19 protein-coding genes are annotated in these 24557 nt (G+C 58.5%); 7 read left to right on the top strand and 12 right to left on the bottom strand.

The genetic code is table 11. The annotated features are described in order from the left end of the window. Positions 1 to 13 precede the first annotated feature (13 nt). The 4 genes from JFT91_RS01410 to morA form a co-directional block, all read right to left on the bottom strand. A complete protein-coding gene (locus tag JFT91_RS01410; RefSeq protein WP_201231389.1) occupies positions 14 to 1327 on the bottom strand; it encodes a C4-dicarboxylate transporter DctA in 1314 nt (437 codons plus the stop codon). A gap of 374 nt (positions 1328 to 1701) precedes the next feature. Further along, on the bottom strand, positions 1702 to 2232 hold the full coding sequence (locus JFT91_RS01405; protein WP_201231388.1) for a hypothetical protein: 531 nt from the start codon (positions 2230 to 2232) through the stop codon (positions 1702 to 1704). Positions 2233 to 2457: 225 nt separating this feature from the next. Then, the gene (gene glyA / locus JFT91_RS01400) at positions 2458 to 3711 is read right to left on the bottom strand and encodes a serine hydroxymethyltransferase (RefSeq protein WP_129395595.1); all 1254 of its coding nucleotides are present in this window, start codon (positions 3709 to 3711) and stop codon (positions 2458 to 2460) included. A gap of 239 nt (positions 3712 to 3950) precedes the next feature. Then, positions 3951 to 7799 carry a cyclic di-GMP receptor MorA gene (gene morA, locus JFT91_RS01395; RefSeq protein WP_201228568.1) on the bottom strand — a complete coding sequence of 1283 codons (3849 nt, stop codon included), beginning with the start codon at positions 7797 to 7799 and terminating at the stop codon, positions 3951 to 3953. A 285-nt stretch (positions 7800 to 8084) separates the two neighbouring features. Between morA and ettA the strand changes: the two genes are divergently transcribed. Together ettA and gdhA are read left to right on the top strand one after the other, a co-directional pair. After that, positions 8085 to 9749, top strand: coding sequence for an energy-dependent translational throttle protein EttA (gene ettA, locus JFT91_RS01390; RefSeq protein ID WP_008078577.1), 1665 nt, complete (start codon positions 8085 to 8087; stop codon positions 9747 to 9749). Between the two features lie 349 nt (positions 9750 to 10098). Further along, positions 10099 to 11436, top strand: coding sequence for an NADP-specific glutamate dehydrogenase (gdhA, locus tag JFT91_RS01385; protein ID WP_201198082.1), 1338 nt, complete (start codon positions 10099 to 10101; stop codon positions 11434 to 11436). Here the strand turns inward: gdhA and JFT91_RS01380 are convergent. The 4 genes from JFT91_RS01380 to JFT91_RS01365 form a co-directional block, all read right to left on the bottom strand. After that, positions 11433 to 11927, bottom strand: a complete 495-nt coding sequence (locus JFT91_RS01380) for a GreA/GreB family elongation factor (protein ID WP_201231387.1) — start codon at positions 11925 to 11927, stop codon at positions 11433 to 11435. The two genes, gdhA and JFT91_RS01380, sit on opposite strands and share 4 nt — an antisense overlap. Before the next feature lie 70 nt (positions 11928 to 11997). Then, positions 11998 to 12354, bottom strand: coding sequence for a hypothetical protein (locus JFT91_RS01375; protein ID WP_201231386.1), 357 nt, complete (start codon positions 12352 to 12354; stop codon positions 11998 to 12000). A 220-nt stretch (positions 12355 to 12574) separates the two neighbouring features. After that, entirely contained in the window at positions 12575 to 14428 is a 1854-nt protein-coding gene (locus tag JFT91_RS01370; protein ID WP_201231385.1) for an Lnb N-terminal periplasmic domain-containing protein, read from the bottom strand. 265 nt (positions 14429 to 14693) lie between these two features. Then, positions 14694 to 15182: a DUF3015 domain-containing protein gene (locus tag JFT91_RS01365; RefSeq protein ID WP_007909797.1), complete on the bottom strand. Its 489-nt coding sequence runs from the start codon at positions 15180 to 15182 to the stop codon at positions 14694 to 14696. A 300-nt stretch (positions 15183 to 15482) separates the two neighbouring features. Here JFT91_RS01365 and JFT91_RS01360 point away from each other — a divergent pair, with 300 nt between their 5' ends. Next, the gene (locus JFT91_RS01360; RefSeq protein WP_201228563.1) at positions 15483 to 17921 is read left to right on the top strand and encodes a Lon protease family protein; all 2439 of its coding nucleotides are present in this window, start codon (positions 15483 to 15485) and stop codon (positions 17919 to 17921) included. Between the two features lie 312 nt (positions 17922 to 18233). Further along, a complete protein-coding gene (locus JFT91_RS01355) occupies positions 18234 to 18551 on the top strand; it encodes a PA4575 family protein (protein WP_201228562.1) in 318 nt (105 codons plus the stop codon). A gap of 51 nt (positions 18552 to 18602) precedes the next feature. On the opposite strand, the gene JFT91_RS01350 is transcribed toward JFT91_RS01355, so the two are convergent. Continuing rightward, positions 18603 to 20432, bottom strand: coding sequence for a hypothetical protein (locus JFT91_RS01350; RefSeq protein ID WP_201231384.1), 1830 nt, complete (start codon positions 20430 to 20432; stop codon positions 18603 to 18605). A 165-nt stretch (positions 20433 to 20597) separates the two neighbouring features. On the opposite strand from JFT91_RS01350, the gene JFT91_RS01345 reads away from it, so the two are divergent. The 3 genes from JFT91_RS01345 (at position 20598) to bamJ (ending at position 22267) form a co-directional block, all read left to right on the top strand. Next, positions 20598 to 21086 carry a TIGR00645 family protein gene (locus JFT91_RS01345; RefSeq protein ID WP_201228560.1) on the top strand — a complete coding sequence of 163 codons (489 nt, stop codon included), beginning with the start codon at positions 20598 to 20600 and terminating at the stop codon, positions 21084 to 21086. 135 nt (positions 21087 to 21221) lie between these two features. Then, positions 21222 to 21527 carry a DUF6482 family protein gene (locus JFT91_RS01340; RefSeq protein WP_201228559.1) on the top strand — a complete coding sequence of 102 codons (306 nt, stop codon included), beginning with the start codon at positions 21222 to 21224 and terminating at the stop codon, positions 21525 to 21527. A gap of 122 nt (positions 21528 to 21649) precedes the next feature. Then, positions 21650 to 22267 carry a BamJ family beta-barrel-assembly machinery protein gene (gene bamJ / locus JFT91_RS01335; protein ID WP_008078561.1) on the top strand — a complete coding sequence of 206 codons (618 nt, stop codon included), beginning with the start codon at positions 21650 to 21652 and terminating at the stop codon, positions 22265 to 22267. A 146-nt stretch (positions 22268 to 22413) separates the two neighbouring features. Here bamJ and JFT91_RS01330 read toward each other — a convergent pair whose 3' ends face one another. The 3 genes from JFT91_RS01330 to JFT91_RS01320 form a co-directional block, all read right to left on the bottom strand. Then, positions 22414 to 22671: a PA4570 family protein gene (locus JFT91_RS01330; RefSeq protein WP_150602192.1), complete on the bottom strand. Its 258-nt coding sequence runs from the start codon at positions 22669 to 22671 to the stop codon at positions 22414 to 22416. 206 nt (positions 22672 to 22877) lie between these two features. Next, the gene (locus JFT91_RS01325; RefSeq protein ID WP_201231383.1) at positions 22878 to 23219 is read right to left on the bottom strand and encodes a zinc ribbon domain-containing protein YjdM; all 342 of its coding nucleotides are present in this window, start codon (positions 23217 to 23219) and stop codon (positions 22878 to 22880) included. Positions 23220 to 23365: 146 nt separating this feature from the next. Next, entirely contained in the window at positions 23366 to 24334 is a 969-nt protein-coding gene (locus tag JFT91_RS01320) for a polyprenyl synthetase family protein (protein ID WP_201231382.1), read from the bottom strand. Positions 24335 to 24557 lie beyond the last annotated feature (223 nt).

The raw sequence follows: 24557 nt of genomic DNA, 5'->3' as shown, positions 1-24557 counted from the left end.
TACAGGGGTTAAATCAGAACTCTTGCTGGTGCGCAGGAGTTACTGGTTTACGCGGTTGAAAGGTGTAGCCCTGCTGACCGCTGAGTACTTTGTTGGCGCGTTGTACGTCGATGTCTTTTTCCCAACGGGCGATGGCGACGGTGGCGACGCAGTTGCCGATGAGGTTGGTCAATGCCCGGCCGATGCCCATGAACCAGTCCACGGCCAGCACCAGTACCAGGCCGACCACCGGGATCGCTGGAATCGCGGTCAGCGTCGCCGCGAGGATCACCAGCGCCGAACCTGGAATGCCGTGGGCGCCTTTCGAGGTGATCAGCGATACCAGCAGAATCGTCAGCAAATCGGTCATCGCCAGCGGTGTACCGGTGGCGTTGGCGATGAAGACGATGGCGAGGGTCAGATAGATCGAGAAACCATCGAGGTTGAACGAGTACCCGGTCGGAATCACCAGACCAACCGTCGAGCTGCCGATGCCCAGATGTTCGAGTTTGCGCATGATCTGTGGCAACACGGCGTCGGACGAGGCGGTGCCCATGACGATCAACAGTTCTTCACGCAAGTATTTGAGCAGCGGCCACATGCGCAGACCGGACGCGCGCATCACCAGACCGAGAATTACGCTGACGAAGGCCGTGCACGTCAGGTAGAACAAACCGACCAGACTGCCCAAGTGCTGCAGCGAATCGAGGCCATATTTGCTGGTGGTGAAGGCGATGGCGCCGAATACGCCAATCGGCGCCAGACGGACGATCATGCCCATGATGCGAAAGATCACATGGCTCAGTTCGTTGATCAGCCGGGAGATCCCGGAAGCAGCTTCGCCGACCAGATTCAACGCGCTGCCAAACAGCACAGAGAACAGCAGCACTTGCAGGATGTTGTTGTCGGCAAAGGCGCCAATCACCGAGGTCGGGATCAGGTCCATCAGGAACTGCGTGGTGGTGTGCATGTGCTGGCCACGCTGGGCGATGTCGCCCATGTCGGCGGCAGACAATTGCTCCAGATGAATATTCGCGCCGCTACCGATGCCGGTACTGAACGCAAACACCAGACCGATCACCAGGGCGATGGTCGTGAGGATCTCAAAGTAGATAACTGATTTGAGGCCGATGCGCCCGACCTTCTTCAGGTCGCCCGCGCCGCTGATGCCGCTGACCACCACGCAGAACACGATCAGGCCGATGAGCATCTTGATCAGTTTGATGAAGCCGTCGCCGAGCGGTTTGAGCTGGGCGGAATATTCGGGAAGGGTCAGCCCGCAGACGATGCCGAGCACCAGTCCGAGAACCACTTGGAGGAAGATTGAACGCGAGCACCATCTGAGCATGGGAGGAATCCTGGTCGGTGTCCTGGCTGCCGTGCGCTTGGCGCATCAGATTCAGAACTTAATTATTGTGGTCTTACCGGTATGTCCAGTGCAGGCGCAGTCTACGCTCGGTTTTTTGGTGATCGCAAGTGAAAAATGACAAATTGGTTTGACCGGTCTGACCAGTTGGTCTGTGAGACCCATTCTTGAGCGGACAAGGCGTGAAGACAATTTTTGTTGGCGATTGGCAGTTCCGGAATGTGTATGCCGCTCCGTTGACAGGATGAAGTCGCGAAAATGCTTGTCGAGGGTTGTTGTCGAAGTCCTCACCGCGGACTTTAAAGCGCAGTGGCGGTGAGAACTTCTTCCGGTTTTATTGAAATTGTATGCGGTCGTTATTTAGCGCCGCGCTTGATGATGTCGAGTTTAAAGTCGAGTACCTGCCCGCCTTCTTTGCCAGTGCACACTAGTCCACCCACTTTTGAGTTTTCACGAACACTGAGTTTACGGCCGCCGCGGGTTTGAATCTTCAGGTTGTGTGTGTCCCCATGGAGTTGGTCGAGGGTGACAATCCGGTTGTTGGCATCCAGCAAGTTGTATGAGGTTTGATCGGCATTGTCGGTAAAGGCACTGATCAGGTCACGGTGCTCGTTACTCAAGGCGTAATTGTGATAGTGACTGCCCGTCAGCAAATAAATGAAGTAGTAGTCTTCAATACAGCGGAAGTGGAATCGGAGCTGGTCTGCCGGCACCTCCGGATGCACGCACAGTGTGTTGGATACATCGACGTGGGCGTCGAAGGTGAAGGCTTCGTAGTACCAGCGTTTTATGAAGGTCTTTTGTCCATAGGAAATGCGCGGCACGTGCAAGTTGCCATACTGGGTCTGCAGACGTGCAGTGAAAGACTTTTCTATATTCGTGCTCATGGGTATCTCCATCCATAGATGATAGGTAAATAATATTTTTTAGGTGCAATTTGTGCTGAAGGAAACTTACCAGTGTTCGTGCTGGTTGTTTTTTTATGCTGTTTCCGTGTTTTTCAACAGTCGGCAAGTTGCCGTTGATGTGTTCAATTGTTTTTCTTGTGTGGTTTGTTCAGGGCAAAAAAAGCCCGGCCAATTGGCCGGGCTTTGTGTTTCAGTTGCTAACTATCAAGCGCCGTACACCGGCAGTTTCTTGCAGATGGCTTTGACTTTCTCACGAACGGCGTCGATTACCGCTTCGTTGTTCAGGTCAGCCAGAATGTCGCAGATCCAGCCTGCCAGTTCTTTGCACTCTGCTTGCTTGAAGCCACGCGTGGTCACAGCTGGAGTGCCGAAGCGCAGGCCGGAAGTGACGAACGGCGAGCGTGGGTCGTTAGGTACGGAGTTCTTGTTCACGGTGATGAACGCTTTGCCCAGAGCGGCGTCGGCGTCTTTACCGGAGATGTCCTGCTTGATCAGCGACAGCAGGAACAGGTGGTTCTTGGTACCGCCCGAAACTACGTCGAAACCGCGTTCGATGAACACTTCGGCCATGGCCTGGGCGTTCAGCACCACTTGTTCCTGGTAAGCCTTGAACTCAGGCTGCAGTGCTTCCTTGAAGCAGATCGCCTTGGCAGCGATCACGTGCTCCAGCGGGCCACCCTGGGCGCCCGGGAATACTGCGGAGTTCAGCTTCTTCTCGATGTCGGCGTTGGCGCGTGCCAGGATCAGGCCGCCACGTGGACCGCGCAGGGTCTTGTGCGTGGTGGTGGTCACGACGTCAGCGAAAGGCACCGGGTTCGGGTAGACGCCAGCCGCGACCAGACCGGCTACGTGAGCCATGTCGACGAACAGGTAGGCGCCCACCTTGTCAGCGATTTCGCGGAAGCGCGGGAAGTCGAGGATCTGCGAGTAGGCAGAGAAACCGGCCACGATCATTTTCGGCTTGTGTTCAACCGCCAGGCGCTCGACTTCGTCGTAGTCGATCAGGCCGTTGGCGTCGATGCCGTACTGCACGGCGTTGTACAGCTTGCCGGAGGAGGAAACGCTGGCGCCGTGGGTCAGGTGACCGCCGTGGGCCAGGCTCATGCCCAGAATGGTATCGCCACCTTGCAGCAGGGCCAGGTAAACAGCGGCGTTGGCTTGCGAACCGGCGTGCGGCTGAACGTTGGCGTAATCGGCGCCGAACAGTTCTTTTGCACGGTCGATAGCCAGTTGTTCAACGATGTCGACGTACTCGCAACCACCGTAGTAGCGCTTGCCTGGATAACCTTCGGCGTACTTGTTGGTCAGGACCGAGCCTTGAGCTTCCATCACCGCTGGGCTGGTGTAGTTTTCCGAAGCGATCAGCTCAATGTGTTCTTCCTGGCGCTGAGCTTCTTGCTCCATGGCGGCAAAAAGGTCGGCGTCGTACTTGGCAATAGTCAAATCACGGCTGAACATGGCGGTCCTCAAGGATCGGGGGCAGAAAAGGGGGGCATTCTAACCCAATGGGTTTTGTATGGCATATGAAACGACATCATGTCGCAGACAAGTGGCGTTCATGAAAGATGTGCGGTGCTTTTGAAGGCCTCTTCGCGAGCAGGCTCGCTCCCACAGTAACCGAGGCAGGCCTGCGATTTTGTGATCGACATCAATTCGTGTGGGAGCGAGCCTGCTCGCGAAAGCCGCGCCACAGACTCTCAGTCGAACATGAAGAGGGCGTCATTGCTGAACTGCGCCTCAAACCGACTCGCCGGCATCGGTCGCCCGAACAGATACCCCTGAACCTCATCGCAACCATGCTCGCGCAGGAAGTCCAGTTGCTCGTGGGTTTCCACGCCTTCAGCGATCACCGCCAGATTCAGGCTGTGGGCCATGGCGATGATCGCCCGGGCGATCTGCGCGTCTTGCTCGCCAGACGGCAAACCATCAACAAACGTGCGGTCGATCTTCAGCACGTCGATCGGGAATTGCTTGAGGTAGTTCAGCGATGAGTAACCAGTGCCGAAATCATCAACCGCGATGCTCAGGCCAAGGTTTTTCAGCCCGGCGAGAATCTGCATGGCCTCGCTGACTTCACGCATCAGGATACTTTCGGTCAGTTCCAGCTCCAGACACGCTGGCGGCAGACCGGTTTCGCGCAGGATCGTGGCGATCCGCGTGCCGAGTTGGCCGTCGGAGAACTGTCGTGCGGAAATGTTTACCGACACCTTCGGTACGCGCACGCGGTTCTGGTGCCAGGTCTTCAGTTGACGGCAGGCCTCGCTGATTACCCAATCGCCAACGTCCACCACCAGCCCGAGTTCTTCCAGCACCGGAATGAAATCCCCCGGCGGCACCAGTCCGCGACGTGGATGACGCCAGCGCAACAGGGCTTCGGCACCGGTCAGACGCTTGCCGTCACCGCTGAATTGCGGCTGGTAATACAGCACGAATTCGTCCTGCTCCAGGGCATGGCGCAGGTCGCTTTCCAGCTCCAGACGCTCCAGCGCACTGGCGTTCATGTCGGCCTGGTAGAACTGGAAGTTGTTCTTGCCGCGTTCTTTGGCGTGATACATCGCAGTGTCGGCGTTCTTCATCAACTGGCTGAGTTCGTTGCCGTCCTGCGGGCTCAGCGCGATGCCGATACTGGCGGTGACGAAAAACTCGCGACCCTCGAGCACGAACGGTCGCACCAGGCTGCCGAGAATCTGTTCGGCGACATGGATAGCTCGGTTCAGCGCCATTTCGCGGCTGGACCGATGCTGCAGCAGCAGGGTGAATTCGTCGCCGCCCATCCGCGCCACGGTGTCGTCATCGTCGACGCAGGCCAGCAGGCGCGTGGCCATGTCCTTGAGCATGCGGTCGCCCGCAGCGTGACCAAGGGAGTCGTTGATCGGTTTGAAACGGTCGAGGTCGAGGAACATCAGCACCACCCACGACTTTTGCCGCTCAGCCGATTGCAGCGCGGTGTGCAGGCGATCCTGGAACAGCGTGCGGTTCGGCAAATGGGTCAAAGCGTCGTAGTAGGCGAGGCGGTGGATGCGCTGTTCGCTGGCCTTGCGCTCGCTGATGTCGCTGAAGAAGCACACGTAACTGGCCAGATCACCTTCATCGTCGAGCACCGCGGTGATGCCGACCCACGCCGGGTAATGCTCGCCGTTGCGGCGCTTGAGCCAGACTTCGCCTTCCCAGGTGCTGTGCTGATGCAGTTGCTTGAGCACGTAACGCAGATGAGCATCCTGTTGTTCGTCGACGGTGAGCATGTTCGGCAACTGGTCGAGCACTTCGCTCACCGCATAACCACTGACGCGGCTGAACGCTTCGTTGGCCTGAACGATGTAACCGGCCGGGTCGGTGATCAGGATCGCCGACGTCGAGTGCTCGAATACCGTGGCCGCCATGCGCAGGTCTTTCTCGGCGCGGCGTTGCTGGCTGATGTCGCGACCGACACCCAGCACGCCTTCGAATGCGCCGTGCTCGTCCCACACCAGCACCAGACGCAGCTCGATCGGGATCTTGCGGCCGTCGGCGCGCAGGCAGTCGAACAGGAACATTTGCGTCTGCACCTGGCTGCGCAACAGCGCCAGTTGCTCGGGTTTGTCCAGTGCTTTGCTGACTCGGTCCATCAGGGTGTAGATGCCGCTCAGTTGCTGCGGATTGGCGATGGTCGATTGCCAGCCGTTCTGGAAAATCCACTCGGCGTCGTAGCCCAGCACCGCTTGCACCGAGGGGCTGACGTAGTTCAGCGAGAGCTTGCTGTCGGTGGAGAAGATCACGTCACTGATGCTTTCGGCGAGCATGCGATAACGCTGCTCGCTGTCGCGCAGCGATTCACTGGCCTCGATCTGCTCGGTGATGTCCTTGGCCACACCGATGATCCGCGTGACCTGATCGTGCTTGTCGCGCGCCAACGCCTGTTCGCGAATGTCGAAACGCCGCCACTTGCCGTCGCGGTGACGGAAGCGCAGTTGGCATTGCAGTAACTGGCTGTACCCGGCGTGCCGCTGCATCTGCCGCGAACGATGGTAATAATCGGCGTCTTCCGGGTGCAGGAGGATTTCCCAGAAGTACTCGCCCATCTGGTGCAGTTCGGTGCGGTTGTAACCGAGGGTCTGGCCGAGGTGGTGGTTGCTGAAAATCATCCGCTGGCTGATCACGTCCTGCACATACAGATGGTCCGGCACTGTGCGCACCACGTCCGACCAGAACCCTTCGCGCTCCAGCAGCGACAGTTCGATCAGCTTGCGGCTGGTGATGTCGTTGATGCTGAGGATCACCGCTTTATAGTCGTGCTGCTCCTGCGGCAGGCGCAATACCATCCACAGGTGCTGATCGCGGCCGTTGATGTCCGGCAGTCTGATTTCCAGTTCCAGCTGCTTTTGCTGTTGAAGCACGGCGTCGAGCACTTGATTGCCGATCGCGCACTGCGGGTGCGGATGGCCGTCTATCAACAGTTGCCAGGCGTGCTCGCAGGAATTGACGTTGAGCAGTTGCAGCGCGACCTGATTGACCTCGGTCACGCGCAGTTCCTGGAGCAATTGCTGGCGCTGCTGCGGCTGGTCGAGCCACGCTTTGAGCTGGTCGCTGGTCTGAATCTGCGCTCTTTCAAAAACCTGTTTCAATCCGGACAGATCCAGCACACACAGGGCCACGCCGGTGCCTTCGAAAATGTCCTGATAGCGTCGGCGACCCTCATGCAACTGGCGCTGACGCCGACGCATGTTCAGCAGTGCGATCACCGGCAGCATTGAAAACGCCAGGCCGAGCAGGCATTTGCCGATGAACGCCGGCAGCAATTCTTCGAGCACACGCTGGCGGTCGAACAGACCACGCAATTGCCAGTCGCTGCTGCTCAGCGGCACGGTCAGTACGGTGTTGGCCAGATCGTCTGCGGTGAGTACCCCGGGTTTGGCTGCCGGCATGGCTTCGTCGCGACTGATGATCTGATGGTTGAGGCGGTTTTCCACCAGCCACAATGGGCGTACGCCGGTGTCACCCTGTTTGGTCAGCGAATCGAAAAAGGTCGGGGTCAGGCGCAAGGCCCAATAACCACGGGTGCTACCGCTGGCCTGGTGGAGCAATAGATGCACCACTGAGCCATCGTCGGCATTGCTGAAGTAATGCGCCTGGGCACGGCTGCGGCGAACCAGTTCGGTGAGATAGTCGGCATCGCTGCTGTCGACGGCACTGTCGCTGATGATTCTGCCGGACGGGCTGAGCAGGGCAACGCTGCGCAGGTCGGGCAGCGATTGCTGGAGCTTGCGTAGCAGCGCCTGCTGTTCGTCGGCTGACTGCGGTTGTTCGACGATCGGTAGGAGGTTGAGGGCGATTTGCGCGTTCAGCGCCATGTTCAGGCTGACCTGCGAGGCGAGGTCGGCGGTGTAGTCGATGGTGTACTGACGCTGGTTTTTCTGGGTTTCGCGCAGTTGATCGAGCAGTTGCCAGAACAACAGCGCCAACAGCAAAAGCACCAGCGTCGCCAGCGCGCCCTTTAATGTTCCGCGCAGGGGCGAGCCGGGCGCCGGATGGGTGCTGCTCACAGAGGCTGGCGGAGTGACATTGGACAAGCTGTAATCCTGCGGTTTGGCTGGACTGGCGCGACGTGCACTATAAGCCGGACGCCCGAAGGGCGGCTAGCATGCCTTGAGTTGTGGCGAAGTGCCAGCCCCTCGCGGCTGGACTGCCTTCCGTCATTCAGGTAGCTTTGCCGGTTACGCGGGAGCGTTCCAGCTCCTAGACTCAGACTTTTTCAGCGCGCACGCATTGATAACCATCAAGTGAACGACGCGCATGGTCTGGCCGGGCATCGCCTGCGCTGCAATCATTCATCTGTCACTGACCCAAGGTTCTCCATGGCTCAATACGTCTTCACCATGCATCGGCTGGGCAAAGTTGTTCCGCCGAAGCGGGAAATTCTCAAAAACATTTCGCTGTCCTTCTTCCCCGGCGCCAAGATTGGCGTGCTCGGCCTCAACGGTTCGGGTAAGTCCACGCTGCTGAAAATCATGGCTGGCGTCGACACCGAGTTCGAGGGCGAAGCCCGTCCGATGCCGGAGCTGAACATCGGTTATCTGCCGCAAGAGCCACAACTTGACCCAACCAAGACTGTGCGTGAAGTGGTCGAGGAAGCGGTCAGCGTGATCAAGAACGCTCAGGCTCGCCTGGACGAGGTCTACGCGGCTTACGCTGAAGAAGACGCCGACTTCGACAAACTGGCTGCCGAACAGGCCAAGCTCGAAGCGATCCTGCAAGCCAGCGACGGTCACAACCTTGACCGCCAACTGGAAGTTGCCGCCGACGCATTGCGTCTGCCGGCGTGGGACGCCAAGGTCGAATTCCTCTCTGGTGGTGAAAAGCGTCGTGTGGCCCTGTGCCGTCTGCTGCTGTCGGCCCCCGACATGCTGCTGCTCGACGAACCGACCAACCACTTGGACGCCGACTCCGTTGCGTGGCTGGAGCACTTCCTGCACGACTTCCCGGGCACCGTGGTCGCGATTACGCACGACCGTTACTTCCTCGACAACGTCGCTGGCTGGATTCTGGAACTCGACCGCGGCGCGGGCATTCCGTACGAGGGCAACTATTCGGGTTGGCTCGAAGCCAAGTCCGACCGTCTGGCTGCCGAATCCAAGCAGCAGTCGGCCCACGAAAAAGCCATGAAGGAAGAACTGGAGTGGGTGCGCAAAGGCGCGAAAGCCCGCCAGTCGAAATCCAAGGCGCGTCTGCAACGCTTCGAAGAAATGCAATCGCAGGAATTCCAGAAGCGTTCGGAAACCAACGAGATCTACATCCCGGCCGGCCCGCGCCTGGGCGACAAGGTCATCGAATTCAAGAACGTCACCAAGGGCTACGGCGATCGCGTACTGATTGACAACCTGTCGTTCTCGATGCCCAAAGGCGCCATCGTCGGCGTGATCGGCGGTAACGGTGCCGGTAAATCGACCCTGTTCCGCATGCTGATGGGCAAGGAACAACCGGATTCGGGCAGCATCGAAGTCGGTGAAACCGTGCAACTGGCGTGCGTCGATCAGAGCCGCGATGACCTCGATGGCAGCAAGACTGTATTCCAGCAGATCTCCGACGGTTCCGACCAGATCCGCATCGGCAACTACGAGATCCCGTCGCGTACCTACGTCGGACGCTTCAACTTCAAGGGCGGCGATCAGCAGAAGTTCGTCAAGGACCTCTCCGGTGGTGAGCGCGGTCGTCTGCACCTGGCGCTGACCCTGAAGGAGGGCGGTAACGTCCTGCTGCTCGACGAACCGTCCAACGACCTCGACGTTGAAACCCTGCGTTCCCTGGAAGAAGCCCTGCTGGACTTCCCGGGCGCCGCCATTGTGATCTCTCACGATCGGTGGTTCCTTGACCGCGTCGCGACGCACATCCTGGCGTACGAAGACGACTCGCAAGCGATCTTCTTCGAAGGTAACTACACCGAGTACGAAGCCGACCGCAAAAAGCGTCTCGGCGAAGCAGCTGCCCAGCCGCACCGTGTACGTCACAAGAAACTGGCCTGATATCGGGTTGGTTGCATGAAAAAGCGGAGCCTTCGGGCTCCGTTTTTTTTGCCTGAAGTTTTTCAGGGTACCGAGCCGCTACCTTCGCGAGCAGGCTCGCTCCCACATTTGAAATACATTCCCCTGTGGGAGCGAGCCTGCTCGCGAAAGCGGTGTAACTGTTGGTGCATGCCGCGAATCCGAGCTCCTCATTCAGGTGCGAAAACAGCTCGAAAAACGAGCTGATTTATATCCTGTGCACCATTTAATTTCATAACTGCGACATTTTGCGCTGTTCCTGTGCGCGAATCGTTTGCTACAGTCCGGCTCAATCTCTTCCAACGACAATAAATTTGCCGAGACTTTTCCCATGATCGAATCCGTCGAATCCTTCCTCGCACGCCTGAAAAAACGCGACCCGGATCAACCCGAATTCCACCAGGCTGTCGAAGAAGTCTTGCGCAGCCTGTGGCCGTTTCTCGAAGCCAATCCGCATTACCTGACTTCAGGGATTCTGGAGCGCGTCTGCGAGCCGGAGCGGGCGGTGGTATTCCGCGTTTCGTGGGTCGATGATCAAGGCAAAGTCCAGGTCAATCGCGGTTTCCGCATCCAGATGAACAGCGCCATCGGCCCCTACAAGGGCGGCTTGCGTTTCCATCCTTCAGTGAACATGGGCGTACTGAAATTCCTCGCCTTCGAACAGACCTTCAAGAACTCCCTGACTTCGTTGCCGATGGGCGGCGGCAAGGGCGGCTCTGACTTCGATCCGAAGGGCAAGAGCGACGCCGAAGTCATGCGTTTCTGTCAGGCCTTCATGAGCGAGTTGTATCGCCACATTGGTGCCGACGTTGATGTGCCGGCCGGTGACATTGGCGTCGGTGCGCGCGAGATCGGTTTCCTGTTCGGCCAGTACAAGCGCCTTAGCAACCAGTTCACCAGCGTCCTGACCGGCAAGGGCATGGCTTACGGCGGCAGCCTGATTCGCCCGGAAGCTACCGGTTTCGGCTGCGTGTACTTCGCCGAAGAAATGCTCAAGCGCCGTGAACAGACCGTTGAAGGCAAACGCGTGGCGATCTCCGGCTCCGGTAACGTTGCGCAATACGCAGCGCGTAAAGTGATGGACCTGGGCGGCAAGGTGATTTCCCTGTCCGACTCCGAAGGCACGCTGTACTGCGAATCGGGTTTGAGCGAAGAGCAATGGCTGGCGCTACTGGAACTGAAAAACGTCAAACGTGGACGCATCAGCGAACTGGCGACAGCGTTCGGTCTGGAATTCCGCGCTGGTCAGTTGCCGTGGTCGTTGCCATGCGACATCGCGCTGCCGTGCGCCACTCAAAACGAGCTAGACGCCGAAGCCGCGCAAACCCTGCTGCGTAATGGCTGCGTATGCGTGGCCGAAGGCGCGAACATGCCGACGACGCTGGAGGCTGTGGATATCTTCGTCGAGGCGGGGATTCTGTTTGCACCGGGCAAGGCGTCGAATGCTGGCGGCGTAGCAGTGAGCGGTCTGGAGATGTCGCAGAACGCCATGCGTCTGCTGTGGACTGCCGGTGAGGTCGACAGCAAGTTGCACGCGATCATGCAGTCGATCCACCACGCTTGCGTGCATTACGGCGAAGAAAATGGCCGGATCAACTACGTCAAAGGCGCGAACATCGCAGGCTTCGTCAAAGTCGCCGATGCGATGCTGGCGCAAGGCGTGGTTTAAGCCGGTTCGATGCGGATCACTTCAATCACTTGATCACCGACGGGGCGCTGCCACAGCACTTCGTCGTTGAGTCGAGCGCCCAACAACGCTCGGCCCAAAGGTGAACCCCAGTTGATCAGGCCTTTAGCGGCGTCGGCCTGATCTTCACCGACCAATTGCACGCGGCGTTCGGTATTGTGTTCGTCGGCGTAAGTGACCCAACTGCCGATATGTACCTTGTCGGTGGACGTGGCGGTAACCGCCACTTGCGCGCTGCCGAGGCGTTGATTGAAGTAACGCAGGTCGCGTTCCAGATCGGCCTGGCGTTGTTTGTCGGCCTGGTCACCCTTGGCCGATTGCTCGGCGTGCAGGGTTTGCAGTTCGGCCACTTTGGCCTGTAACTGCGCCAAGCCCTGTGGCGTGACGTAATTGGGTTGTTCGCTGACCTGCCGTTCAACGGGCTGATCGGCTTGTGCGGCGGCGTTGTCTTCGTTGACGAATGCGCGACTCATGGTGTCCTCCTCGTATGAGGTTTGGGCCATGTTCGCAGGCATTTGGTTTCACTGGATGTCTGGATGCGACCTACTGCGAGCGATAGGCCCGCCCGGCGTCCTGATCTTTCTGTTGTTGCCAGGCACGTTCGCGTTCATCCCAATGTTCGTTGCGGTAGTCTTCGCGATCCTTGTTTTCCAGCATTGCCTGACACTGGCGGAAACCGTCGGTCCAGCCGTCGGCGTATTGTTTGTCCTTGAGATAGCGCGGCACGTTCTTGCGAAATTCGCCGCTGATCGAGCCGGCAGCCTGACGACCACTGACACAACCGTCATCAAAACCGTCGGCGAAGGCCGGTGGATAACCTTTGGCAATCAAATCATCGTGGGTGGTCTGGCAACCGCTCACTAACAGCAAAACCCCCAACAAAGCCGCACACCGCCACATCGCACTCTCCCGCGCCGCTTCTTCGGCTTGTAAGGAGAGTCTAGAAGGGGATTCATGAGGCGGCTGTCGTAGGCGTGTGAAAAATCCATCAGCACCACCCATCCAAATGTGGGAGCGAGCCTGCTCGCGAATGCGGTGTGTCAGTCAGCATCAGTGCTGAATGACCCACCGCTTTCGCGAGCAGGCTCGCTCCCACAGGGTTTATCTGTCGGGCTTTAGATCAGTAGTGATACCACTTCACTTCAAGCATGACTTCGGTTTCCGGGGTGGCGAGGTGGCTGAACTCGCGCTGTGCACTCAGGCGCAAACCAAGATTGCGTGACAACTCCCACTGCTGATTCAAGCTCAGGCTGCGACGCACTTCGCCGTTGGTGAAGTAATCGCCTTTGGCTTCCAGGCTCATGTTGCCCAGCGGGTTTTTCCACAGCACGCCGCTGTTGAAACCGGCCGCCGGGGCTATGAATCCGGCGAAGTCGTTGTTGTGTTCGATTCGCACGGTGCCGAGGGCAAAGCCCAATACATCCTCACCCAACTGCCATGTGCCACCGCCACCACCATTGACGTGGCTGACCAGCGTTTCGTCGTCATGCTTGCCCGGCACGCGCTCTAGGCCACCAGTGACTTGCCACGACAGCGGTTGCAGCAGCTCATTGCGCGGGGTCAGTGAGCGGATGGTTGCCAGGTCCAGTTGCTGGAACTGCCAGTGATTGCCTTCGTACTGGCGCAGCTTCATTTGCAGGATCTCGATCTGCGCGCCGAGCGGGAAGCTTTCGGCGTTGTCGTTGAGATCGTGGTAAGCCATGCGCAAGCCATATTCGCCGAACGCACGATCGCCACGGGTGCCGAGGCCGGCCTGCCAGGTGCGCGATTCGTGGCCATCTTCCGGCAAGCCCGGTTGCGGGATTTGCAGATCCGGTGCCGGGTTCTTGTTGATTGCCCGCAGCAGTTCGAAACTGCGTTGTGCCCGTTGCGGATCGCGTTCCTGGCCATTGGCGCGATAGCGTTCCAAGCGGTAAGCCGCGTCGATGATCAAGGCTTGGCGATCACGGGGCAGGGCCTTGAAGGCCGGGTCCTGCAACTGCTGTTGATCGGCGCTGACCTTCAGGACCCATTGCTGTTCTTCGCCACTCAGCGGCTCGGCACGGCTGAGCAGTTCGCGTTCGCGGGAAGGACGGTATTCAATGCTTTCCACCAGCCCGGCTTCTTTCACCGCTTTGACAGTGTCGGTGGGAATCGCGGTCAGCGGGAATTGCTCGGTCAGACGCAGGCTCGGCCGTGCCACTTGCAGCAGTTCGAGCAAACGGTAGGAGCAGTTTTCATCGAAGAAGAAATAGTCGAACTGGATCTGCTTCAACTCCCACACATGCTCGACCATGCGTGCGGTTTCTTCCTGGGTCAGATTAAGCCGGTATTCCCACAGGTCGCGGTTTTCCAGGCTGCGGTATTCGGAGAGTTTTTCCTGATACGGCACCAGCGCGAACAGCCCCGGATAGCCGCCCATCAAGCCTTTCCAGGCGTAAAGAATGCTGTTGTCCGAACCTTCGATGTAGGCGCCGAAGTTGATCGCGTAACTGAGCAACGAGGTCTTGTCGGCCTGCACATCAGCCTGGTCGATGCGCAGCAGGGTGTGACCGAACATCGATGACGGGCTGTTCAAATAAGCCGCCGGGAAGATCATCACCGCGCTGTGCGGCGACACGTCCTTGATCCACTTTTTGTACTCGGCGCACTCGGGCGTCGGTAGGTCGGTCAGGTTCAATTGCGTCTTTAGCCAGCGGGTACGGGCCGGATAAACGCATTGCGCATGTTGCTCGCCGAGGCTGGCCGGGGCGTACAGCGCTTGCACGGTGGCGGCGAGTTCATGATCGGGATGTTCATTGCCATCGGGCGCGAGAAAGAATTTCTTGTCGCTGACATAGCTGCGCCAACCGCCAAGTTTGGCGGTTTCGTAGTGACCGAGGGAAATCCAGAAGCGGTCGTTGGCCAGTTGCTGCAAACGTTGAGGGTCGATGTGTGGCGCGGCGGACAGCGGGGCGCAGACACAGAGCGCCAGCCAGGCAAGGCGTTTGAGCATAGGTGGCAACTTAACTCGAAAGAAAAACAAAACCCGGATCGGGGGTTAACACTCCACCCTTGTGGCGAGGGGATTTATCCCCGTTGGGCAGCGAAGCGGCCCCAAAACCTATATCCCCAATGCATCAGCTATAACGCATGCACAGGTTCACGACTGCTGCGCAGCCGATCGGGGATAAATCCCCTCACCACAGGTTCAGCGTCACGGTGGAATCACTGCATAAAAAACAAAACCCGCTCCCCGAAGGAAGCGGGCGGGGTCGAGCTTAAGCCTGAGTTGCGTACTTGGCCAGACGAGGGTCCGATTTCAGTACAGCCAGGGTGTTGGTATGCACGTCTTCAGCGGTCACGTCAGCCTTGCTGAAGATCTGCTGGAAGTGCTCGTGAGTCACTGCAGCGAAATGCGCACGGTCTTCCGGCGCCACGCCCAGTACCACGGCATAGGTCGTCAGCGCTTCGCCGTTGCCCTTGGCCATGTCTTCGGACAGTTCGTTCATCATGCCATTCATGGCAAACCAGGATTTGCCGCCGTAGGTCAGCGACGCATTGGTCGAGCAACCGTTGGTACCGGAAGTCATACCAAAGGTAGCGTTACCGGAAGTGCCGTTGGTGGTGGAAGCAAGGAAGTGCGCTGGGGTGCCACGCTGACCTTCGAACAGCATGTTGCCCCAACCGCAATCCGGGCCGCCCGGAGCTTGCGCCATTGCGTTGATGGATACAGCGGTGAAGAGAGTACCGAGAAGAATCCGTTTCATAGCTTTGTTCTCTTTGTGTGCATACCAATGGACAGGGTTCTGGCCCCCAAGCTCTGTACGAAACAGACCCAAACGAAGCCAGTGGGCCGGTATTAGTTCCAGCCGCGCAGTTTGGAGTTTAGGCACGTTCCCGCAGTTCCGTGATTTTTTACAAAAGATTCGGTCATAAGCCCGGTTTCCGGGGGGCTGCTGCGCAGAGCGCGAGTTGTCTATGCTTTGTCACATGGCGCGCCTTGCCAGTGGGGCACGGGCAGCGCCAGAATGCCGCTATCTGCCCCGCCTGATTGTTAAGGAAGCCCGATGCCTGATCCTGTTGCTGCCAGCTTGCGTCTAGCGCCCGAAGCGCTGACCCGTCCGTTTTCCGCTGAACAGTTCAGCTTCACTACCACCAATGATCTGGAGCCCTTTCGCGGTGTGCTCGGCCAGGAACGCGCGGTCGAAGCCTTGCAGTTCGGTGTGGCCATGCCACGCCCCGGTTACAACGTCTTTGTCATGGGCGAGCCCGGCACCGGCCGGTTCTCGTTCGTCAAACGCTACCTGAAAGCCGAAGGCAAACGCCTGCAGACCCCGGCGGACTGGGTCTACGTCAATAATTTCGATGAGCCGCGCGAGCCTCGCGTGCTGGAGTTGCCATCGGGCACTGCAGGCGCATTCATCGGCGACATCAACGGCCTGATCGACAACCTGCTGGCGACTTTTCCGGCGGTGTTCGAGCACCCGTCCTACCAGCAAAAGAAAAGCGCCATCGACCGCGCCTTCAACCAGCGCTACGACAAGGCCCTCGACATCATCGAGCGTCTGGCCCTGGAGAAAGACGTCGCCCTGTACCGCGACAGCAGCAACATCGCCTTCACGCCGATGCTCGACGGCAAGGCGCTGGATGAAGCTGAGTTCTCGCAACTGCCGGAAGCTGATCGCGAGCGTTTCCACGAGGATATCTCCGGCCTCGAAGAGCGCCTGAACGAAGAGCTCGCCAGCCTGCCGCAGTGGAAGCGCGAGTCGAATAACCAGCTGCGCTCGCTCAACGAAGAAACCATTACGTTGGCGCTGCAACCGTTGCTGTCGCCACTGTCGGAGAAGTACGCCGAGAACGCGGCGGTCTGCGGTTACCTGCAAGCGATGCAGGTCTACCTGCTGAAAACCGTGGTCGAGCAACTGGTCGACGACAGCAAGACCGACGCCGTCGCGCGCAAGTTGCTGGAAGAACAATACGCGCCAAGCCTGGTGGTTGGGCATCCGGCCAGCGGCGGTGCGCCGGTGGTGTTCGAACCGCACCCGACTTACGAAAACCTCTTCGGCCGTATCGAATACACCACCGATCAGGGTGCGCTCTACACCACGTATCGCCAGTTGCGTCCGGGTGCCTTGCACCGCGCCAACGGCGGCTTCCTGATCCTTGAAGCGGAAAAAATGCTCAGCGAGCCGTTCGTGTGGGATGCGCTGAAACGCGCGCTGCAATCGCGCAAGCTGAAAATGGAATCGCCGCTGGGCGAGATGGGCCGTTTCGCCACCGTGACCCTCAACCCGCAGCACATTCCTTTGCAGGTCAAAGTCATCATCATCGGTGCGCGGTCGTTGTATTACACGCTGCAAGACCTCGATCCGGACTTCCAGGAGATGTTCCGCGTTCTGGTCGATTTTGACGAAGACATTCCGATGGTTGACGAGAGCCTGGAGCAATTCGCCCAGCTGCTGAAAACCCGCACGTCGGAAGAGGGCATGGCACCGCTGACCGCCGATGCAGTGGCGCGTCTGGCGACTTACAGCGCACGGCTGGCCGAGCATCAGGGGCGTTTGTCGGCGCGTATTGGCGATCTGTTCCAACTGGTCAGCGAAGCGGATTTCATCCGTCATCTGGCCGGCGATGAAATGACCGATGCCGGGCATATCGAACGAGCATTGAAAGCCAAAGCCACGCGTACCGGACGTGTGTCGGCGCGGATCCTCGACGACATGCTCGCCGGGATCATCCTGATCGACACCGATGGTGCGGCGGTCGGCAAATGCAACGGTCTGACCGTGCTCGAAGTCGGCGACTCGGCGTTCGGTGTGCCGGCGCGGATTTCTGCCACGGTATATCCGGGTGGCAGTGGCATCGTCGACATCGAGCGTGAGGTCAACCTCGGCCAGCCGATTCACTCCAAAGGCGTGATGATTCTCACCGGTTACCTGGGCAGCCGTTACGCTCAGGAATTCCCGTTGGCGATTTCCGCGAGCATCGCCCTGGAGCAGTCTTACGGTTACGTCGATGGCGACAGTGCGTCGTTAGGCGAGGCGTGCACGCTGATTTCGGCGCTGTCGAAAACGCCGCTCAAGCAGTGTTTTGCGATCACCGGTTCGATCAACCAGTTCGGCGAGGTGCAGGCGGTCGGCGGCGTCAACGAGAAGATCGAGGGTTTCTTCCGCCTCTGCGAAGCACGCGGTTTGACCGGTGAACAAGGTGCGATCATTCCGCAGGCCAACGTTGCCACGCTGATGCTCGATGAAAAAGTATTGGCGGCGGTGCGCGCTGGGCAGTTCCACGTTTACGCGGTGCGTCAGGCTGATGAGGCGCTGAGCCTGCTGGTCGGCGAGCCGGCCGGTGAGCCGAATGCCGAGGGTGAGTTCCCTGAGGGCAGCATCAACGCACGCGTGGTCGAGCGCTTGCGCGACATCGCCGAAATGATCAGCGAAGAAGACCTCAAGGAAGCCGAGAAGGAATTGGCGCAAGAGGCATTAGCCGAAGCCAAACCCGCGTAAGCCTGGCGCGGTAAAACTGTAGGAGTGAGCCTGCTCGCGATGGCGGTGTGTCAGTCGGCAGAAATGTTGCCTGACACGCTGCCATCGCGAGCAGGCTCACTCCTACACTATTTGTTTTGTGTCGATCTTCGGGAAAAGTGCCGTCAGTCTGGCGTCAATATTCACACAATGACCATTCGGCGCCTTCTGGTTCTATCTGGCTTGCGCAGCGGACTTTTCTTCTATTCTCTGCTCAAGGATATCGACAGTATCACTGGATCGAGCCAGTCCTCCCGTGAGGGCTGAACACCGGCTTCACCGAGGGTCGCCGCCATGTCGCGCAACCTCTGCCTCACCCGTCAATGCCTGGGTCTTGTGACCCGTATCGAATGCGCCATCAAACCCTTGGCCGGCGATAACGGCATGTGGACGCTGCTCTTCGCTGCCGGCATGGCCGGCGAACAACCTTCCGCAATCAAAGCCCAAGGCCCGTTTCACGGACCCGTAGCCGCAGAGTCGATTCTCGACACTATCGTCGAAAGCCTGACCTTGCACGGCTACGAATTGGCCGACGATCCGCAGATCTGGAGCCTGCACCTGCAAGCCCAACTGCGCCAGATCAACGGCGGCCGCAGCCGCAGCCTCAATTAACTCCTCCCCATGCAGGAGCTGCCGCAGGCTGCGATCTTTTGACTGTACTCTTCAAGGCGCAGTCTCAGGCAACGACGCCTTGTCGAGTTTGACCTCAAAGCCGTATTGCACGGTGGCGAGGTCTGTCCGCTGATAGGTCTCCACGCGCGTTGGACGGCCATAAAAGTAATGCACTCCAAACAACGCCGGGCCTTCTGCGCTGGCGTCATGGCTGACCGAGAGAATCTGTTTCAGGTAATTGCCGCTGTCGTCCTTGACGAAAAACCGCCATTCGTTGGCCGGGAACAGTTTCAGATCCACCACCAGCATGTTGTTCCTGATCTCCAGGCCTTTGGGCAATGCCTTGGCGTCGTAGGCTTGCTGCGCCACTGTCGCCAGAAACAGCGGCATCGAACCGACGGCAATCGCCGGGGTTTCCGGAAACAGATTCAGGTCATAGGTAATCGTCGCGCGCAGCGGATCGACCTGATAAGCCTCGGGCGGCAGTTCGATTGGCTCGTCGAGTTTGCCATTGTGTTTTTCGGTGAAGAACGTCACCGGGCTCTCGCCTGGATTGAAGTCGTCACCGAGCAATTCATCGTTGAAAGTTCGGCGGTGAGAGAACTCGATGCGCGCGGCGCTCGGTTCTTCCACGGATTGATGGATACGGATGCCGGCTTTCAGTTGCTCCTCCGTCAGCGTCGCGCCCTTGAGCCAGTTAGCGGCTTGATCGTCGTATACCACCACCGATGGGTCCAGTGCCTGAATGGCTTTATCAGTGGTGTGCTGATTGAAGGCGCGAATCGGCAGATCCAGCTTTTTACGGCTCACGGTGACGGCGGAGAAGTCCAGCACGCTGACTTCTAGTGTCTCGATGGGGCCATTGAAATAGACCTTGTTGTAGCGTTTCGGGTGCTGTTGCTCAAACGTCTGCTGATCGTCGTTCAACTGCTTTTCCAGGATATCGCTCCAGCTCTTCTGCTGTTGCAACTGCGCCAGTTGCTTCTCGTAGAAAGACACCTGCTCCGGGCTCTCGTTGATCGACCCGGCGCGCACCAGATATTGCCCGGTGGTGTCGCGAGCCTGAACGATTAGCGGATTGAGTTGGGCGCCGGCCACTTCCGGGGCCAGCGGCAGGCTGTTGCTGAATTCGACTTCGGCGTAGTTCTTTTCAAGCTTCAGCAGTTTGACGCTGAGGTTGTCGTTGGTGCGCGTCTGGCCGACATCCTTTTTCGTCAGGTCGAAGCTGTACAAACGACGCGGGGCAATCACTTCAACCTGGCCTTGCAGGCTGACCGGTTGCGGCTGGGTTTTCTTGTCGACGTCCAGCCCTTCGATGAATGGGTAGGTCACGGTCAGGTCATCGGGGTTGGTCACATTGGAACTGGACGGGCTGAGCTGAATGCCCGGGTCGGTTTCCGACCATTCCGGCTGATAAGCAATGACCCGTTTGTTGCTCAACGTCACCGATTGCCATTCCACGCCATGCGGGAACAGGAAGCCGCCGGGAATGTTCAGGTTGAATGGAAACACCGGTTGCAGATCGGTGAGGTAATCGGAGCTGGCATCCTTGTGCAGCACGAACAGCCCGTTGATGAAAGTATCGACCAGCGTTTGCGGGGCAGGGTAGTGCTTGAGCACCGCGAGGGCGTCTTCGCCATATTCGGTGCGTGGCGGATTGTCAGTGAGTTTGAGTTGCGCGCGTTCGAGCAGCAGCAACGAGCCGCCAAGCTCGGTGATGGCGTCCTTGAGTTTCGGATCGGTGATGGCGTCCAGCGATTGTTCGAACTTTGCGGTCTTTTCTTCCAGGCTGAGCGTGTGTTTCTCATCGCCGGGCGAGCAACCGCCCAGCAATAGGGCCAAGCAGATTCCGGCAGTCGTTATCGGCAATCGCACATCCATTTCCACTCGTCCTGTCCACTGTCGCTGGGCTGTCAATGCTTTGGACACTAGCAGAAATAAATCCACATACACACGCAGGTAGCGGATTTGCAGGCAGTTTCTGGCGGTCACAGGTGGCTGGTATACTCGCCGCCGATAACCACCCCCCCCCTTGTGTGAGATTCAATGGAACGCTTTATCGAAAACGCAATGTACGCCTCGCGCTGGCTGCTGGCACCGATCTACTTCGGGTTGTCCCTGGGCTTGCTGGCGCTGGCGCTGAAATTCTTCCAGGAAGTTTTTCACGTCATCCCCAATGTGTTCTCGATGGCCGAATCCGATCTGATTCTGGTGCTGCTGTCGCTGATCGACATGGCCCTGGTGGGCGGCTTGTTGGTGATGGTGATGATTTCCGGCTACGAAAACTTTGTCTCGCAACTGGACATCGATGAAGACAAGGAAAAGCTCAGCTGGCTGGGCACCATGGACTCTTCATCGCTGAAGATGAAAGTGGCGGCCTCGATCGTGGCGATTTCCTCGATCCACTTGTTGCGCATCTTCATGGATGCCAAGAACGTCGATCCCGAGCATCTGAAGTGGTACGTGATTATCCACATGACCTTCGTGCTCTCGGCCTGCGCGATGGGGTATCTGGACAAGGTGACCAAGCACTGATCATTTTTTGATCGCTGTAATAGCGCCGCCCGTCTGTTGTGAAACAGACGGGCGGTGGCGTTTGTGGCTTGTGCTTTGGTGCGCACCGGCCTATCCCTGTAGACGTCCTGACTCGCCATAGCGTGAGGTACGTTCATGAACCTGCAAGAGTTGAATGCGTTTGCCATCGCCAGAAAAGTCGATGAACTGAACCTGATCTCCATGGAAGGCGGGATTTACCTGCTCGAGGCACGAATGCACGGTGCGGCGTATCCGTTGAGAGATCTCAAAGGCGACATGTTGACGCTGCGTTCGGTGGAGCATGCTCGGGATTTGCTGCATAACTTTCCGGTGCTGCCCTTCAACCTCGTTCACACCTCGGTACATGATGAAATGTGTGGGCTCGGGGCCAGTGGCGAGGAAAGCCTGAAGGTGCCGATCGCCTGGCGCTCGGCCCTGTAGGCGCTGCGTCCCATCACCTGAGCATCTGTGCTAGTCTGCTCGCCCTTTTGGTTCCGGGCGCGCCGGGACGGGCTGTGCACGCACGGCAAGTCTTGTGGCCGTCCGCACAGCGGAGCAGTGTCATGTCCGAAGTAAATCTGTCCACCGACGAAACCCGCGTCAGCTACGGCATCGGCCGTCAGTTGGGTGACCAGTTGCGCGACAACCCGCCACCGGGCGTTAGCCTGGACGCCATTCTGGCTGGCCTGACCGACGCATTCGCCGGTAAGGAAAGCCGTGTGGGTCAGGAAGAAATGTCCGCCAGCTTCAAGGTTATCCGCGAAATCATGCAAGCCGAAGCGGCTGCCAAAGCTGAAGCGGCTGCTGGCGAAGGTCTGGCATTCCTGGCTGAAAACGCCAAGCGTGACGGCATCACCACTTTGGCTTCCGGCCTGCAGTTCGAAGTGCTGACTCAGGGCGAAGGTGCCAAGCCGACCCGTGAAGATCAAGTGCGTACTCACTACCACGGCACGCTGATCGACGGCACTGTGTTCGACAGCTCCTACGAGCGTGGCCAGCCTGCAGAATTCCCGGTTGGCGGCGTGATCGCTGGCTGGACCGAAGCCCTGCAACTGATGAATGCCGGCAGCAAATGGCGTCTGTACGTGCCGAGCGAACTGGCTTACGGCGCTCAAGGCGTTGGCAGCATCCCGCCGCACAGCGTTCTGGTATTCGACGTCGAGCTGCTCGACGTTCTGTAATTCCTGGCCTGCCTTCACGGCGGGCTAATGTAGGAGTGAGCCTGCTCCGGGCGGCGATCCGACGATAGCGTTTTTTCAGTCGACTGATTTGTTGTCTGACACCCCGTCATCGCGAGCAGGCTCACTCCTACAGTTTTTACCGCGTTTCATAGTTCTATCTTGTGATGCAGTTCATTGGTCGGGCGCAAGGCCCGGGCATAGCAGAACAGGAACAGATTGCGCACCAGCTCCTTGAGCACCAGCGGCTCGCTGGAATTCAGGCTGCTGACGTCCAGATCCCCCTGATCCTGCAGTTCATGCAAGGCTTCTTCTTCAAGCACCGCACAGACCTCGCCGGTTTCCCGATGGAGGATTCTGAGGTAAGGGTGTGGGCGATCCAGCCAAGCGTCGATCAAATAAGTCATGGTTCTCATCTCCATTGAAGGTGTTTGATGAGAATAATTCTTATTATCGAAATAGCAAGTGTCTATTGGCAGATTGTGGATTTTTAAGGGTAAAGATTGCGTAAGGTCAAAACGGCTGGCGTTTGGCTATCGCGTGGATTGGCTGGGGGAAAGCGGGGAGGGTGAAGCTCCATCCCACGTCGGGCGCGGGATGGATGACAACGGGTTCAGACTTTTCTGACGAACTCGGATTTGAGTTTCATCGGGCCGATACCGTCGATCTTGCAGTCGATGTCGTGGTCGCCATCGCACAGGCGGATGTTCTTGACCTTGGTGCCGACCTTGACCACCAGCGAGGTGCCCTTGACCTTCAGATCCTTGATCACGGTGATGGTGTCGCCGTCTTGCAGGACATTGCCAACCGAATCTTTTTTCACGGCGTCATCGGAAGTCACTTCGGCTTCACCGCCGGCAGACCACTCGTGGGCGCACTCCGGGCACACCAGTTGGGCACCGTCTTCGTAGGTATATTCGGAATTGCATTTCGGGCAGGGTGGCAGCGTGCTCACTAAGGCTCCTTGAGTGTGGATCGCTAAAAGTCGCACATTATATAGGGTTTTAGCTTTTCAGGCAGGCAAAAGCAAAAGATCGCAGCATCGACAAACCCCTGTAGGAGCTGCCGAAGGCTGCGATCTCTTGATCATGCTTTTGGATGTCAGTGAGTACGGGCGACCGCAAACTCACTCAGTTCAACCAGGGCATCCCGATATTCGCTGGCCGGCAGTGCATCGAGGCACTTGATTGCTCGGGCCACGTAATCACGGGCCAGTTGCGCGGTGTACTCCAGCGAGCCGGAGGCTTCCACAGCAATGCGGATGCTTTCCAGGTCTTCGATCCCGCCTTTCTGGATCGCCTGGCGCACCAGTGCAGCCTGCTCAGGCGTGCCTTCGCGCATGGTATAGATCAGCGGCAGGGTCGGCTTGCCTTCGGCCAGATCGTCACCGACGTTCTTGCCCAGGGTTTCAGCGTCGCCCTTATAGTCGAGCAGATCGTCGACCAGTTGGAACGCCACGCCCAGGTGATCACCGAAAGTACGCAGGGCTTCGCTCTGCTCGGCAGTGGCGCCGGCCAGTGCGGCGGCGCTGTGGGTCGAAGCCTCGAAGAGCATCGCGGTTTTGCCGCGGATGACTTCCATGTAGGTTTCTTCGGTGGTGCTGGCATCGCGAACCTTGGACAGTTGCAACACTTCGCCTTCAGCGATGATGCGCGTGGCCTGGGACAGGATCTTCATCACCGGCATCGAGCCCAGTTCGACCATCATTTCGAAGGAGCGCGAATACAGGAAATCGCCGACCAGCACGCTCGGCGCGTTGCCCCACATGGCGTTGGCGGTCGAGCGGCCACGGCGCATGCCGGACATGTCGACGACGTCGTCATGCAGCAAAGTCGCGGTGTGCAGGAATTCGATGGTGGCGGCCAAAAGGCGCATGTCTTCGCCTTCGCGACCCAGGGCCTTGCCACACAGCAACACTAATAAAGGACGCAGACGCTTGCCACCGGCCGAGGTGATGTAATCGCCGATTTTCGATACCAGCGGTACTCGGGAAGTCAGCTGCTTCTTGATGATGCCGTCGACGGCGCTAAAATCGTCCGCCACCGCGCGGTAGAAAGCTTGGGGTTGCATCAGCGAGAGTCGCTCCAGAAGGGTTGCGCGGCATGCTAGGACCCCCATCCAGACCTGTCAAGGCGCGGTCGGGCACTGTGAAAGCTGCTGCGGGCTGGGAGCCTTCGGCTTTACGCACGTAATCCTGCGTCAAAAACAGGCTCGGAATGCTCATTTACAAACCGTAAACTCCGCTTCCTCGCCTGTTTTTTCCTTGTCTTCCCTTCGCTCGCGACGCTTTCAC

Origin of the sequence: Pseudomonas sp. TH08, from assembly GCF_016651275.1 — a bacterium.
In the GTDB taxonomy this organism is placed as follows: domain Bacteria; phylum Pseudomonadota; class Gammaproteobacteria; order Pseudomonadales; family Pseudomonadaceae; genus Aquipseudomonas.
This window is presented reverse-complemented; position numbering and strand designations above follow the sequence as displayed.

Bases quoted from the DNA above. Each gene is read 5' to 3' on its own strand.
- JFT91_RS01410 (WP_201231389.1), bottom strand. From the start codon at position 1,327: ATGCTCAGATGGTGCTCGCGTTCAATCTTCCTCCAAGTGGTTCTCGGA.
- JFT91_RS01405 (WP_201231388.1), bottom strand. From the start codon at position 2,232: ATGAGCACGAATATAGAAAAGTCTTTCACTGCACGTCTGCAGACCCAG.
- glyA (WP_129395595.1), bottom strand. From the start codon at position 3,711: ATGTTCAGCCGTGATTTGACTATTGCCAAGTACGACGCCGACCTTTTT.
- ettA (WP_008078577.1), top strand. From the start codon at position 8,085: ATGGCTCAATACGTCTTCACCATGCATCGGCTGGGCAAAGTTGTTCCG.
- gdhA (WP_201198082.1), top strand. From the start codon at position 10,099: ATGATCGAATCCGTCGAATCCTTCCTCGCACGCCTGAAAAAACGCGAC.
- JFT91_RS01380 (WP_201231387.1), bottom strand. From the start codon at position 11,927: ATGAGTCGCGCATTCGTCAACGAAGACAACGCCGCCGCACAAGCCGAT.
- JFT91_RS01375 (WP_201231386.1), bottom strand. From the start codon at position 12,354: ATGTGGCGGTGTGCGGCTTTGTTGGGGGTTTTGCTGTTAGTGAGCGGT.
- JFT91_RS01370 (WP_201231385.1), bottom strand. From the start codon at position 14,428: ATGCTCAAACGCCTTGCCTGGCTGGCGCTCTGTGTCTGCGCCCCGCTG.
- JFT91_RS01365 (WP_007909797.1), bottom strand. From the start codon at position 15,182: ATGAAACGGATTCTTCTCGGTACTCTCTTCACCGCTGTATCCATCAAC.
- JFT91_RS01360 (WP_201228563.1), top strand. From the start codon at position 15,483: ATGCCTGATCCTGTTGCTGCCAGCTTGCGTCTAGCGCCCGAAGCGCTG.
- JFT91_RS01355 (WP_201228562.1), top strand. From the start codon at position 18,234: ATGTCGCGCAACCTCTGCCTCACCCGTCAATGCCTGGGTCTTGTGACC.
- JFT91_RS01350 (WP_201231384.1), bottom strand. From the start codon at position 20,432: ATGGATGTGCGATTGCCGATAACGACTGCCGGAATCTGCTTGGCCCTA.
- JFT91_RS01345 (WP_201228560.1), top strand. From the start codon at position 20,598: ATGGAACGCTTTATCGAAAACGCAATGTACGCCTCGCGCTGGCTGCTG.
- JFT91_RS01340 (WP_201228559.1), top strand. From the start codon at position 21,222: ATGAACCTGCAAGAGTTGAATGCGTTTGCCATCGCCAGAAAAGTCGAT.
- bamJ (WP_008078561.1), top strand. From the start codon at position 21,650: ATGTCCGAAGTAAATCTGTCCACCGACGAAACCCGCGTCAGCTACGGC.
- JFT91_RS01330 (WP_150602192.1), bottom strand. From the start codon at position 22,671: ATGACTTATTTGATCGACGCTTGGCTGGATCGCCCACACCCTTACCTC.
- JFT91_RS01320 (WP_201231382.1), bottom strand. From the start codon at position 24,334: ATGCAACCCCAAGCTTTCTACCGCGCGGTGGCGGACGATTTTAGCGCC.